The organism is Polaromonas sp. P4_H1 (assembly GCF_056400945.1).
This window is the reverse complement of record NZ_JBFUKG010000011.1, coordinates 26,320-39,936: the sequence shown is the minus strand read 5'-3', so window position 1 is coordinate 39,936 and position 13,617 is coordinate 26,320. Positions and strand designations below refer to the sequence as shown.

Here is a 13,617-nt window from a genome sequence, read left to right as displayed (position 1 = left end):
AGTTGTCGCTACCCGCGGCGCCGAAGCAGGCGCCGCGCCTTTGTCACCAACACTCCTATGCTCACTTTCCAGCAAATTATCCTGAAGCTGCAGTCCTACTGGGATGCCCAGGGCTGCGCCCTGTTGCAGCCCTATGACATGGAAGTCGGCGCCGGAACGTCACACACTGCTACTTTTTTAAGAGCGCTGGGCCCCGAGCCGTGGAAGGCCGCCTACGTGCAGCCGAGCCGCCGGCCGAAGGACGGCCGCTATGGCGAGAACCCCAACCGCCTGCAGCACTACTACCAGTACCAGGTGGTGCTCAAACCCGCACCGGCCAACATCCTGGAGCTGTACCTCGGCTCGCTGGAAGCCCTCGGTTTTGATCTGAAGAAAAACGACATCCGCTTTGTCGAGGACGACTGGGAAAACCCCACGCTCGGCGCCTGGGGCCTGGGCTGGGAAGTCTGGCTCAACGGCATGGAAGTGACGCAGTTCACCTACTTCCAGCAGGTCGGCGGCATCGACTGCAAGCCCATCACCGGCGAGATCACTTACGGACTGGAGCGCCTGGCCATGTACCTGCAGGGCGTGGACAACGTCTACAACCTGACGTGGACCGAAGGCCCGGCGGGCGAGAAGTTGAGCTATGGCGACGTCTACAAGCAAAACGAGGTGGAGCAGTCCACCTACAACTTCGAGCACAGCGACGCTGACTTCCTGTTCACCGCCTTTACGGCGCATGAAAAGCAGGCCAAACACCTGATTGGCGTGCAACTGGCCCTGCCCGCGTACGAGCAGGTGCTGAAGGCCGCGCACAGCTTCAACCTGCTGGACGCCCGGGGCGCGATTTCGGTGACGGAACGCGCCGCCTACATCGGCCGCATCCGCAACCTGGCGCGTGCCGTGGCACAGAGCTACTATGAAAGCCGCGAACGGCTCGGCTTTCCGATGGCGCCCCGCGAGTGGGTGGAACAGATGACGAAGAAGGCGGCGTGAGAGCGATGACGATGACTACCCAAAACCTTCTGGTTGAACTGTTTGTGGAGGAGCTGCCGCCCAAGGCGCTCAAGAAATTAGGGGATGCGTTTGCTGGCGTGCTGCTTGAGCAGCTCAAGGCGCAAGGCCTGACGACTGCTGAATCGGCACTCACGTCTTTTGCCTCGCCACGCCGTCTTGCCGCGCATGTGACGGCTGTCGCTGCGCAGGCCGCCGACAAGGCGGTCTCGCAAAAACTCATGCCCGTCACCGTCGGGCTCGACGCGTCGGGCAGTGCCACACCGGCCCTGCTGAAAAAGCTGCAGGCGCTGGGCGCCGATGCCTCTGCCGTGGCGGGCCTCAAACGCGCACCGGATGGAAAGGCGGAAGCGCTTTTCTACAACAGCACCGTGACTGGCGCCACGCTGGCGGAGGGCCTGCAGAAAGCCCTGTACGAAGCGATTGCCAAACTGCCGATTCCCAAGGTCATGACCTATCAGCTGGCCGATGGCTGGAGCGACGTCAAGTTTGTGCGCCCCGCGCACGGACTGGTCGCGCTGCACGGCAGCGATGTCGTCGCCATTGAAGCGTTGGGCCTGAAGGCCGGCAACATCACGCACGGCCATCGGTTTGAGGCTGCGGTCGACCCGGTGGTGCTGCAGAACGCTGACAGCTACGCGGCCACGCTGCAAATGGATGGCGCGGTCATCGCCAGCTTTGCCGAACGCAAGGCCGAGATCGCCCGCCAGCTGGCGACTGCTGCTTCCAAGGTGGGCGGTGGTGCCCGGGCGATTGAAGACGACGCCTTGCTCGATGAGGTGACCGCACTGGTCGAGCGCCCCAACGTGCTGGTCTGCGAGTTCGAAAAGGAATTCCTCGACGTGCCGCAGGAGTGCCTGATCCTCACGATGAAGGCCAACCAGAAATACTTCCCGCTGCTCGATGCGCAGGGCAAGCTGACCCACAAGTTCCTTGTGGTCAGCAACATCAGCCCCACCGATGCGAGCGCGGTGATTGGCGGCAACGAGCGCGTCGTACGCCCGCGCCTGGCCGATGCCAAATTCTTCTTCGACCAGGACCGCAAGAAAACGCTGGCCTCGCGCGTGGACGGGCTGGGCAAGGTGGTTTATCACAACAAGCTGGGTTCGCAGGGCGAGCGTATGGAGCGGGTCCGCGCCATTGCCCGGGCAATCGCCGAAAAGCTGGGCGACGCGACATTGGTGCAACAAGCCGATCAGGCTGCGCAATTGGCCAAGACCGACCTGGTGACCGACATGGTCGGCGAGTTCCCGGAATTGCAAGGCACCATGGGTCGCTATTACGCGCTCAATGATGGCCTGGCCGTGGACGTGGCCGATGCGATTGAAGACCACTACAAGCCGCGTTTTGCGGGCGACGACTTGCCGCGCGGCAATGTTGGCGTGATCGTGTCGTTGGCCGACAAACTGGAAACCCTGGTCGGCATGTTTGGCATTGGCAACCTACCCACGGGCGACAAGGACCCGTTCGCGCTGCGCCGCCATGCGCTGGGCGTGATTCGCATGCTGGTTGAGAAGGATCTGCCGCTTTCACTTCATCGCTTGCTTGCAGTGGCGACTCGTCCGTTTGTAGAGCAGTTCTGCGGAGGAACGCTTGTACCCATCCAATTGATGCCACCAGACGCGGATGAGAATCTCCTGCAGTCGTTGAATAAACACTTTGGAGTGGCTAATTCAACGGGGCAGGAACTTGCAAGCTTCATCTACGACCGCCTCGCCGGCTCCCTGCGCGAGCAGGGCTACAGCGCGCAAGAAGTCGATGCCGTGCTGGCGCTCAAGCCCCAGCGCCTGGGCGATGTCGCCAAACGCCTGGCTGCCGTGCGCGCCTTCGCGGCATTGCCCGAGGCGCCGGCACTCGCCGCGGCCAACAAGCGTGTCGGCAACATCCTGAAGAAAGCCGATGGCGCGGTGGAGGCCAGCATCAGGCCGGAACTCCTGCAGGAAGCGGCGGAACAGGCACTGGCCGAAGCGCTGCAGTCCGTCGGGCCGAAAGCCGATGCGGCTTTCACCGCCGGTGACTACGCGGCGTCCCTGCAGGGGCTGGCCGCCCTGAAAGCACCCGTCGACGCGTTCTTTGATGGCGTGATGGTCAATGCCGAAGACCCGGCTCTGCGCGCCAACCGCCTCGGCCTGCTGGCCACGCTGCACCAGGCCATGAACCGCGTGGCCGACCTGTCCAAGCTGGCAACATGAGCCCCCTCGCTGGCTGACCCTTCAATGCAAAGCACCATGAAACTCGTCATCCTCGACCGCGACGGCACCATCAACAGCGACAGCGACGACTTCGTCAAGACGCCGGAGGAGTGGATGCCGCTGCCCGGTGCGCTGGAGGCGATTGCCCGGCTCAACCATGCCGGATGGCATGTCGTCATTGCGTCCAACCAGTCGGGCCTGGGGCGGGGCTTGTTTGATGTGGCCTCGCTCAATGCGATGCACGCCAAAATGAACCAGATGCTGGCCGCCCTGGGCGGGCGTGTCGACGCCGTGTTTTATTGTCCTCACAGCCCCGAGGAGGCTTGCCAATGCCGCAAGCCCTTGCCGGGCCTGTTCGAGCAGATCGGTGCGCGTTTTGGCGTGCCGCTCAAGGGGGTGCCGACCGCCGGTGATTCCCTGCGTGATCTGCTGGCGGGTGCCGCGGCCGGTTGCGAGCCGCACCTGGTGCTCACCGGCAAGTCGGCGCAGTACCGCGGCGGCCCGCCGCCCGAAGGCTTGCCGCCGGGCACTGTGGTGCACCAGGACCTGTCGGCGTTTGCCGACTTCCTCCTGGAGCGCAACGCCCGGCCTTTGCCGACGTCGCTGTGAACAGTATGGCTTGCTGTTCTTGCTGCGCCCGGTGGAGCAGGCGTCAAGTGCTTGCAGAACTTCAAAAGATTTTCAAATTCATCCCGAATGCCGGAACACTGACATGCCCCTGATCCGATCCATCCTGCACATGCTGTGGATGGCCCTGACGGTGATTCCGTGGGCCATTTTTGTGATCATCGCCTCGCTGTTTGTCAGCAGCACCACCATGTACTGGATGTGCGCGGGCTGGCTGCGCGTGGCGGTCAGCGGCGGCACGGTCATCCTGGGCATCAAAAACCGGGTGACCGGCATGGAAAACCTGCCCACGGGACAGACCAGCGCCGCAGTGCTGCTGCTCAAGCACCAGAGCACCTGGGAGACCCTGTGCATGCCAACGCTGATGCCGCATCCGCTGGCCTACGTGTTCAAGAAAGAGTTGCTCTACGTGCCATTTTTTGGCTGGGCCATGGCGCGCATGGACATGATCCATATCGACCGCAGCCAGCGGGCGCAGGCCTTCAACAAGGTCGTCGCGCAGGGCAAGCGGCTGATGAGCCAGGGGACCTGGGTGATCATGTTTCCCGAGGGAACGCGGATTCCACGCGGGCAAAAAGGGGTTTACAAATCCGGCGGCACACGGCTGGCCATTGAAACCGGCGCGCCGGTGATTCCGATTGCCGTGACGTCGGCCAAGTGCTGGCCGCGCAAGGCCTTCATCAAAAGGCCGGGCGTGGTGGACATCTCGATTGGCAAGCCGATTGACAGCACCGGCCGAAAACCCGATGAGCTGATGCGGGAAGTGGAGCGGTGGATTGAAGCCGAGATGCACCGGCTCGACCCGGAGGCTTACACCACCGTCAGTGACGCGGTGCCAAACGCGCCCTCTGCCTGAGCCATTCAGGCGGACAAGTGGCTTACAAGCCGAGATCGGTCTGGTGCCCGGCCGCCGCGCCCGCTAAACTGCCATGATGCAAAGGCTTGTACAGCTCACTCTCGACCTCTTTGAGCGGGAGCCGGCACCTCCTGCGAACGCCGCAGGTCCTGAAGCCGCGCCGGCTTCAAACGACATACCGCCGCAAGTCCCCGAAAGTAACGCGCATTCTGCTATTGAAAAAATAGCAAGCGCCAGCCCGTCCACGGATGATCTTCCCCCTCAGACCCTGCAGCAGGCGCTGGGGCCGGCCACTTTTCGCCATCCACGCGCCAAGCGCGAGGCCCTGCTCGATGGCGTGTTGGTGGCTTATGAATTCAGACGGGGTAAACGCCGCACCATCGGGTTTTCTGTGGGCACCGACGGACTCGCGGTCAGTGCGCCCAAATGGGTGCCGCTGTATGAAATTGACAAGGCCGTGCTGGAGAAGTCGGGCTGGATCCTCAAGAAGCTGCAGGAAAGCCGCGAGCGCCATCACCGGCTCGAGTCTGCGCGCATCGACTGGAAAGACGGCGTCACCCTTCCTTTTCTGGGTGAGCCGGTCATGGTGGCGATCGATTCGCGCCATGCGTTTGGCGGCGTGGGCGCCGAGCTCAAGACCCGCGCCGCCGAGGTTTTGCTGCACGCTGACAATGAGCCGCATAACGACATGCGGCCCGGCGTGGCACAGCTGAGCCTGCATGTGGGCCTGCCCAACAGCGCCACGCCCGAGCAGATCCGCGATACCGTGCAGGCCTGGCTGATGCGCCAGGCCAAGCGCATTTTCACCGAGCGGCTGAATCATTTTGCCCCGCATCTGGGGGTACAGTGGCGCAAGCTGAGCCTGAGCAGTGCCGGCACGCGTTGGGGCAGCGCCAGCGCTGATGGCTCCATCCGCCTGAACTGGCGGCTGATTCATTTCAAGCAGTCGGTGATTGACTACGTGGTGGTTCACGAGTTGAGCCACTTGCGGGTGATGGATCACAGCCCGCGTTTCTGGGACACTGTGCGGGCGGTCGTACCCGATTATGCTGAGTTGCGCGGGCAATTGAAGGATGAAGCCATTCCCCGCTGGTGACTCAGGGCCCGGAGTGTGCTGGTCCGCGGCAAAAATTTGGTGCTTCCATGAGGTAAGTCACGAAAGTAAGGAATCGTAACAATGGAGTTTAACCCCTTAATCTGACTAAAACCATAAAATCACAGGGAAGTTGATAGTCGTAATCGGGAAAACTCATGAACCACAAGCTGATACTGGTCGTTGAAGACAATCCCGACCACCTTGAGCTGACTGTACTGACGCTGGAAGAGCAGGGCGTGTCCGCCGAGATTGCGGTCGCGCGCGATGGCGCCCAGGCGCTGGATTACCTGTTTGGGCAGGGCAGCCATGCCGGCCGTGACACCCAAAAGCAGCCTTCGCTGATCCTGCTGGACATGAAGCTGCCCAAGCTGTCCGGACTGGACGTGCTGCGCAGTGTCCGCAGCAATCCCCTGACGGCCCTGGTGCCGGTGGTGATGCTGACGTCGTCCAGCGAACAGTCTGACATCGTGGCCTGCTACCAGAGTGGGGCCAACGGTTTTGTGCGCAAACCGGTCGACTTTGGGGACTTCACCGAAAAACTCAATTGCCTGCAGGCCTATTGGCTGAACGTCAATGAGTCAACCGCGACGGGATGACGGTCCGCGCGTCATCCCACATTCAGGCTCCACCGCTTGATGCGGGCTGTGCCTGCGTTGGCCGGCGTGCCAATTCCTGCACGGCAGTCGCCATTTGAAAGGCTGATGCGATGATGGGTCGGATGACGCTGCGGACGCGCCTGGTTATGCTGGTGGTTGCGGCGATTGTCCCGCTGTTTGGCCTGTCCATTTTCAAGGCTTGGGTCGACTCGGATGCGGCCATCAAACGCGCCACCGCCAACCTGCAGTTTGCCGTTTCACTGGTCGCTGCCAACCAGGCCCGGGTAGCCGAATCTGCGCACCAGATCCTGATTTCGATTGCCAGCATGCCCGGCCTGACCAGCGAGAAATCACTGGACTGCCAACGGTATTTCAAAACCTTGCGGGAGAAGTTCTCCATCTACGCCAACCTGGGCATCATTGGCGTTGACGGTTATGCACGTTGCCACGGAATCGACAGCCGGCCGGCTTACCTGGGGGATCGCGACTATTTTCGCGCCGCAGTGGCTCGCCGCAGTTTTGTCGCCGGCGAGTACATCCTGGGGCGCCTGTCGGGAAAACCCAGCATCACATTTGCGTTGCCGGTGCTTGGCGAGGACGGGCAGGTCCTGCGCGTTGTCTATGTTGCGGTCGATTTGACCGAGATGGCGAAGTCGGTTGCCGCCATTCAGGTGCCGCCCGGTGCCGCGGTGGGCATCCACGATCGCCATGGCGTGTTGCTGGCGAGCAAACCCGAGCTCCCCATCAAGGTTGGGCAAAAGGCTGCCAGCCAGGTTTTGCAGGACGCCGTGAAGACGATGAGCACCGGCGTGCGCGAAGGCGTGGACGCCGCGGGTCAGCAGCGGCTCTGGGCCTTCATGCCCAGCAGTCCCCTGGCAGACACAGCCTTTTTCGTCGCGATCAGCATCAACCGTGAACTCGTCGTGGGGCCCGGTCAGCGTCAGCTGTGGATTGAGTTGGCCGTCCTCGCGCTGGTGGCGTTTCTCGGGGCCTGGATTGCCTGGATGATGGGAGGGCGCACCATCGTGAAGCCCACCCGGGAAATTCTTGACGCGACCCGCTTGCTTCAGAACGGCCGGCGGGATGTACGCATCCCGATGCCCGCGGTTGAGGATGCGGGTGAGTTCACCAAAATTGCCGGCGGTTTCAACGTCATGGCCGAGGCGCTTCAGCAGCGCGAGCAGGACCTTGAAGCCGAACTGGCGCGAAGCCAGCAGGCACGGGCCACGCTGGACCTGACGATCAACAGCATGCAGGAGGGCCTGGTCGCCGTAGACGCCTCTGGCCGCCCGCTGCTGGTCAACGAAGCGGCCTCCTCGCGGCTGTTTGCCGCGGATGTGCTGGCGCAGGCCCCCACGGTGTTGTCCGCCGAATGGCCGCAGCACCTCGGGCTGTATGTGCCCGGCACCGACACTTTGTACGCCTTTGACCAATTGCCGCTGTACAAGGCTCTTCAGGGGCAAAGCGGTGGGCCGCAGCACATCCTGATGCGCAACGCCGCCGTGCCTGCGGGACGCCTGATCAGCTGCACTTACCGGCCCCTGCACGGCAGCGCCGGGCAGGTGGGCGCGTTGATGGTGTTTGCTGACATCACAAAGCTGGAGCAGTTGCAGCTGGCGCAGGCACGCAGCTATGACAAGCTGCGCGCGGTCCAGCACAAGCTGCTGGATTCCCAGCGTCTGGGCCGCATGGGCAGCTGGGAGCTTGATCCGGTGACCCAGCGCATCTGGTGGTCGGACGAGGTCTACGAGCTGACCGGCTTCACGCCTGAGTCGTTTGACGGGCGTTACGAAACCTTCCTGCAGCTGATTCATCCGGACGACAGGGCCGATTACGTGCTGAGCCGTGAACAGTCCCTGCAGCGGGGTTCCGATTTTGTGGCCGAGTACCGCATCATGACACCGGCGATGAATGTCCTGTGGTTTTACCAGTTGGGCAAGTACCACGTGGGCGAAAAAGGGCAGGCGGCCCACTTCTCCGGCATGGTGCAGGACATCACGGCGCGCAAACAGTCCGAGCTGGCGCTCGTCGCCAGTTCCGATCTGCTGCGTCGCACCGGTGAAATGGCCAAGGTGGGTGGATGGGAACTGGTGGTGGAGGGCCTGCACCTGACCTACTCTGAACAGCTGTACCGGCTGCTTGACCTGAGGCCGGGCACCGCGCTGAATGTGGAAGATGTCAAAAATGCCTACCCCCCGGGCGCGCGGGAGGTGTTCCTGGCGACGGTGCAGGCGGCGATCGACCATGGGACGCCCTGGGACCTGGAGTCACCCCTGACCACGCGGACGGGCCGGCGCATCTGGGTGCGGACGCAGGGCCAGGCGTTCATGCAGGATGGCAAGGTGGTGCGGCTTGCCGGCGCCTTACAGGACATCACTGCGCAGCATGAGTCAAGGGAGCACCTGCGCCTGCTGGAGGCCAGCATTTCACGCCTCAATGACATGGTGGTCATCACCGAAGCGGAGCCCTTTGACGAGCCCGGGCCCCGCATTGTCTTTGTCAATGACGCGTTCGTGCGCCGCACGGGCTACAGCCGTGAAGAGGTGCTGGGCAAGACCCCGCGCATTTTGCAGGGACCCCAGACCCAGCTCGCCGAGCTTGATCGCATCGGTGCGGCGCTACGGAAGTGGCAGCCGGTCCAGGCTGAGCTGATCAATTACACCAAGAGCGGCGAGCCGTTCTGGCTCGACCTCGACATTGTTCCCGTTGCCGACGCCCAGGGCGGGTTCAGGCATTGGGTGGCGGTCGAGCGGGACATCACCCAGCGCAAGCTGGCCCGGCAGGCGCTCATCGACAGCGAGCAGCGTTATGCCGCGCTGTTCGAGGCCGCACCGGTGCCGATGTGGATCGTTGATGGACAGACCAATGCCTTTTTGGCGGTCAATGGCGCGTGCACCGAGCGCTACGGTTACACGCGCGAAGAATTGCTGGGCATGACGATTTTTGATATCCGTTCGGAGGATGAGGTCCAGCGCTTGAAGGCTGAAATCGCCAGCGGAGTCCACAAGCCCGTCAACCGCCGCGTGCACCGTGCCAGGGACGGCGCCGACTGGCATGTCGAGACGGTTTCCCGCAAGATCCAGTACGAAGGCAGACCGGCGCGGCTGGTGGTTGCGTTCGATGTGAGCTCGCAGGTGAAGGCCGAAAAGGATGCCCAGGAATACCTGTTCACCCTGCAGCGCGCCGCCGACGCCGCCGCGGCCATCACTTGGCACCAGACGCTGGATGGCACCATGCAGGAAGTTGCCGAGCAGGCCCGGGGGGTGATTGGCGCCCACCAGTCCGCGGTGAGCCTGACCATGAACAGCGACTGGGCGCAGGCCATCAACGCGCTGTCCCTGTCCGAGAAATATGCGGCATACCGTGATCGGATGAAGCCACCGGACGGCACCGGCATCTACGCCGCCATCTGCGAGAACAACCGGTCCATGCGGCTGACCCAGGCCGAGCTGGAAGCGCACCCGCGCTGGCGCGGCTTTGGCAGCCATGCCGACAAGCACCCCGCGATGCGCGGCTGGCTGGCGGTACCCCTGGTGGCCCGGAGCGGACAAAACATGGGCGTGCTCCAGCTCTCGGACAAATACGAGGGCGAGTTCACCCAGCAGGATGAATATGTGGCGATGGAGCTTGCGCAGCTCGCCTCCATCGCCATAGAAAATGTCCAGTTGCTGGAAGAAGTGGGTCGGCTCAATGCGGGGCTCGAGCAAAAAGTTGCGGAGCGCACCGCCGCGCTGACCCGGCAGGAGGCTTTGTTCCGCGCCCTGGCCGAGCGGGCGCCGCAGGTGGTGTGGACCGCCGACCCGGGCGGCGCCGCAACGTATTACAACCAGGCCTGGTTTGACCTGGTGGGAGGCCGGTTCAGGGACTGGGCCGGGGCGCGATGGCTGACTGCGATCCATCCGGAAGACCTGCCCGAGGTCAAGGCGAGCTGGCAATTGGCCAGCGCCAGCAAGTCGCAGTATGAGAACATCCGCCGCCTGCGCGCCAGGGACGGCAGCTACCACACCATGTCCTCCCGGGCCACGCCGGTGCTTGACGAGCGGGGCGAACTGGCCTTTTGGGTGGGCATTGATGCGGACATCACCGAAATCAAGGCCATCGAGGCCGCCTTGCGCCTGTCAAACCACGAGCTCGAGGCCTTCTCGTATTCTGTCTCCCACGACCTGCGCTCACCGCTCAACACCATTGACGGGTTCAGCCGCCTGCTGTCCAAGCAGCTTCCCGGCAATGTCAACGAGAAGAGCCGGCACTACCTGTCGCGCATCCAGGCGGGCGTGGCGCAGATGGGGCAATTGATTGAAGACCTGCTTTCGCTGGCACAGGTATCGCGCGCGCAGCTGCGGATGGAAGCGGTGGACCTTTCTGCGCTGTCCCGGCGGATTCTGGGTGAGTGGCAGGCGCGCGATCCCGAACGCCGGGTCGCGGTCCATATTGAACGTGGCCTGCAGGCGCATGGCGACTCGCGCCTCCTGGGCGTGGTGATGGAAAACCTGCTGAGCAATGCCTGGAAGTTCACCTCGCGTAAAGCCGAGGCGAGCATCAGCGTCAGCCAGCAACCCGACGCAGCAGGGCTGCCGGTCTTCATGGTCCGGGATAACGGTGCCGGTTTCGACATGGCGTATGTCGACAAACTGTTCAACCCTTTTCAGCGTTTGCATGCGGCGTCGGAGTTTGCCGGCACCGGCATCGGGCTGGCCTCGGCCAGCCGTGTGATTGGCAGGCACGGCGGCCGGCTGTGGGCGCAATCCGAGCCCGGCGGCGGGGCCACTTTTTTCTTTACCCTGCCCAGGACCGCTATTTCGGTCTGAGCAGATCAGCCCGATCCACCCCACTCTCGCCAACTTTTCTCGCTTTCCTCACGCATTCCCCGCCGGACGCCACACCTCGCCCCGGTCTTTATTTGCGTTGCCCCGGTTTTCGCCGCCTGTTTTAAATTGCTGAAGTAATTAAAATGCTGAAAATGACAAGTCCCATCTCTGTTACAACAGGCCACCATGCCGCGTGAACCCAAATCCTTTGAAGATGCCATCAGTGCGACGGACTTCTCCAGTGAAGATTACTGTGGCACCAGCTATGCTGCCAAGCTGCTCGGGCTATCGGTCGCCACGGTGCAGTCGTTGGTCGAAAAAGGAGAAATAGACGCCTGGAAGACCCTGGGAGGCCATCGCCGGATTGCCCTGCAGTCCATCAATGCCTATCTGGCCAAAAACAACCCGCAAACCACCAAGGTCGACACCGACCCGAAGAACCGTTTGCGCGTGCTGCTGGTCGAGGACGACGAGGCCACCCGGGAGCTGTACCAGCTCCAGTTTGAGGACTGGGACCTGCCGGTCGATTGCACCTGGATGCCATCCGCACTCGAGGCCTTGATGGACATTGCCAGCATGCGTCCGGACTTGCTGATTACCGACCTGTCCATGCCCGGCGTCGATGGCATTGAAATGCTCAAGGCCCTCAAGCGCAACCAGCAGCTGGCGGACATGCAGATTATTGTGATCAGTGGCTTGCCGCCCGAGGCCATTGAAGAGCGGGGCGGTCTGCCGCCGGATGCCCACCGGTTGCAGAAGCCGGTGAATTTCGACTGGCTGCACGGGTATGTCACGGCACTGGTGACCGCCAACCGCAAGTGGCATTAACAGGCTGCACCGAAACCTGAAGCAAGCGAGCCCGAAGCAAACAATCCTCATGAGCCGATTCCTCAACCTGTTCGGGATGAAGCTGGCAGACAAGATGCCCGGCCCGGGTGCGCAGAACGGGGATCGTTCGGCGGCGCCGGCGGAACTGGGCTGGGGGCCTCTGGAGCAGGCCGGCGACGGTACGGTATTGCTCGACGACCAGGGCCGGATCACCGAGGCGAATTCCCGCGCGCTGGAACTCCTGCATTGCGCGCTGCCGGCCCTGTCCGGCCTCGATTTTTGGGACGCCGTGCCCGAAGAAATCACCGAGCAGCATCAGAGCGCCACGGGCCAGGCCCTGACCTTTGCCGCGCGGCACGCCTTCGTTGCCCACGACAAGTTTGAAGACAAGTGGGTCCGGTATGCGTTCACGAGGCAGCCCCCCGGCTACGTCGTCAGCCTCAGGGATGTCTCGTCCACGCAAAGGTTGCTGGATGTGCTGGAAGACAGCGAGCGCTACAACCAGCTGATTTTTGAGGCGAATCCCAATCCGATGTGGATCTTTGACGACAGCTCCATGCGCATCCTCGCTGTCAACCAGGCGGCCGTCGAGTTTTATGGCATTGAGCGCAAGAAGTTCCTGGCGCTGGGCATGGAGGCGCTATTTCCCGAGGGAGAAGGCGCCGCGTTGCTCGGTTCGCTGGCGTTGGACAAAGGCGTCGCGGAGGGCCAGCTCGAGTTGCGCCTGTGCCAACAGCAAAAGGCGGATGGGCAGCAGGTGCTGGTGGAATTGGCATGCGGCCCGCTCAGCTGGAACGGCCAGCAGGCTGTTTTCGTGAGCCTGGCGGATGTCTCGCAGCGCCACCTGGCCGATGGCGCCTTGCGGCGGGTCAATGCAGAACTGGAGCAGGAGCTGGCCAAGTGCCAGAGCGAACTGGGAAAAGCCAGGCGCGATGTGGCCGCTTTCACCCGTGCGGTGTCCCACGACTTGCAGGGGCCGCTGCATGCCGTCAACGGGTTCGCGAAAATGCTGGCAAAAAACTATTCGACGGCGCTCGATGCGTCCGGGCTGCACTATGTGAACCGCATTCAGGCCAGCACCCGTCAGCTGGCCAAGCTGGTGGATGACCTGCGAACCCTGGTCCAGCTGCCGGAGCTCTCCGGCAATCCTGAGAAGTTCGACCTTGTACCCGTCTGCCGCGCACTGGTCGACGATTTGCGCAAACGCGAGCCGGGCCGCAACGTGGCGATCGAGATGGATGCCAGCCTGCTGCTGGTCGGCGACAAGGGGCTGCTGGCGACGGCCTTGGCCTGCCTGCTGGAAAACGCCTGGAAATTCACCTCGAAAAAAGCCGAGGGCTGGATCAAGGTGGGGCTGACGCCCGGCCGCAGGCGCGGCGAACTGGTCCTGCTGGTGTCCGACAATGGTGCGGGCTTTGATATGGCCTACAGCGGCAAGCTTTTCACCGCTTTCCAGCGCCTGCACTCTTCAGCCGACTTCCCGGGCAACGGCCTGGGTCTGGCGATCGTCAAGGGGGTTGCGGCCCTGCACGGCGGCAAGGTCTGGGCTGAAACCGCTGACCAGGCCGGGGCCAGTTTTTTCATGGCGCTGCCGCACGCTGCGGACAGCGCCTGATGG

The 13,617-nt window shown here is 62.9% G+C and carries 9 protein-coding genes; all 9 read left to right on the top strand.

Annotation, left to right across the window (positions count from 1 at the left end):
- The first annotated feature begins 57 nt into the window (after window positions 1–57).
- The 9 genes from glyQ (at window position 58) to AC1DS5_RS15145 (ending at window position 13,614) form a co-directional block, all read left to right on the top strand.
- Window positions 58–978 (top strand): glycine--tRNA ligase subunit alpha, encoded by a 921-nt coding sequence (glyQ, locus tag AC1DS5_RS15185; protein WP_477719090.1) that lies wholly within the window; start codon window positions 58–60, stop codon window positions 976–978.
- Window positions 979–989: 11 nt separating this feature from the next.
- Window positions 990–3,188, top strand: coding sequence for a glycine--tRNA ligase subunit beta (gene glyS, locus AC1DS5_RS15180; protein ID WP_477719089.1), 2,199 nt, complete (start codon window positions 990–992; stop codon window positions 3,186–3,188).
- A 36-nt stretch (window positions 3,189–3,224) separates the two neighbouring features.
- Window positions 3,225–3,797 (top strand): D-glycero-beta-D-manno-heptose 1,7-bisphosphate 7-phosphatase, encoded by a 573-nt coding sequence (gene gmhB / locus AC1DS5_RS15175; protein ID WP_477719088.1) that lies wholly within the window; start codon window positions 3,225–3,227, stop codon window positions 3,795–3,797.
- A gap of 103 nt (window positions 3,798–3,900) precedes the next feature.
- A complete protein-coding gene (locus AC1DS5_RS15170; protein WP_477719087.1) occupies window positions 3,901–4,671 on the top strand; it encodes a lysophospholipid acyltransferase family protein in 771 nt (256 codons plus the stop codon).
- A 73-nt stretch (window positions 4,672–4,744) separates the two neighbouring features.
- Window positions 4,745–5,767, top strand: coding sequence for a M48 family metallopeptidase (locus AC1DS5_RS15165; protein ID WP_477719086.1), 1,023 nt, complete (start codon window positions 4,745–4,747; stop codon window positions 5,765–5,767).
- A 155-nt stretch (window positions 5,768–5,922) separates the two neighbouring features.
- Window positions 5,923–6,363 (top strand): response regulator, encoded by a 441-nt coding sequence (locus tag AC1DS5_RS15160; protein ID WP_477719085.1) that lies wholly within the window; start codon window positions 5,923–5,925, stop codon window positions 6,361–6,363.
- 122 nt (window positions 6,364–6,485) lie between these two features.
- Complete coding sequence (locus AC1DS5_RS15155) at window positions 6,486–11,171, top strand: PAS domain S-box protein (protein WP_477719084.1); 4,686 nt, start codon at window positions 6,486–6,488, stop codon at window positions 11,169–11,171.
- A 186-nt stretch (window positions 11,172–11,357) separates the two neighbouring features.
- The gene (locus AC1DS5_RS15150) at window positions 11,358–11,999 is read left to right on the top strand and encodes a response regulator (RefSeq protein ID WP_477719083.1); all 642 of its coding nucleotides are present in this window, start codon (window positions 11,358–11,360) and stop codon (window positions 11,997–11,999) included.
- Between the two features lie 49 nt (window positions 12,000–12,048).
- Complete coding sequence (locus tag AC1DS5_RS15145; protein ID WP_477719082.1) at window positions 12,049–13,614, top strand: sensor histidine kinase; 1,566 nt, start codon at window positions 12,049–12,051, stop codon at window positions 13,612–13,614.
- Window positions 13,615–13,617: the final 3 nt, after the last annotated feature.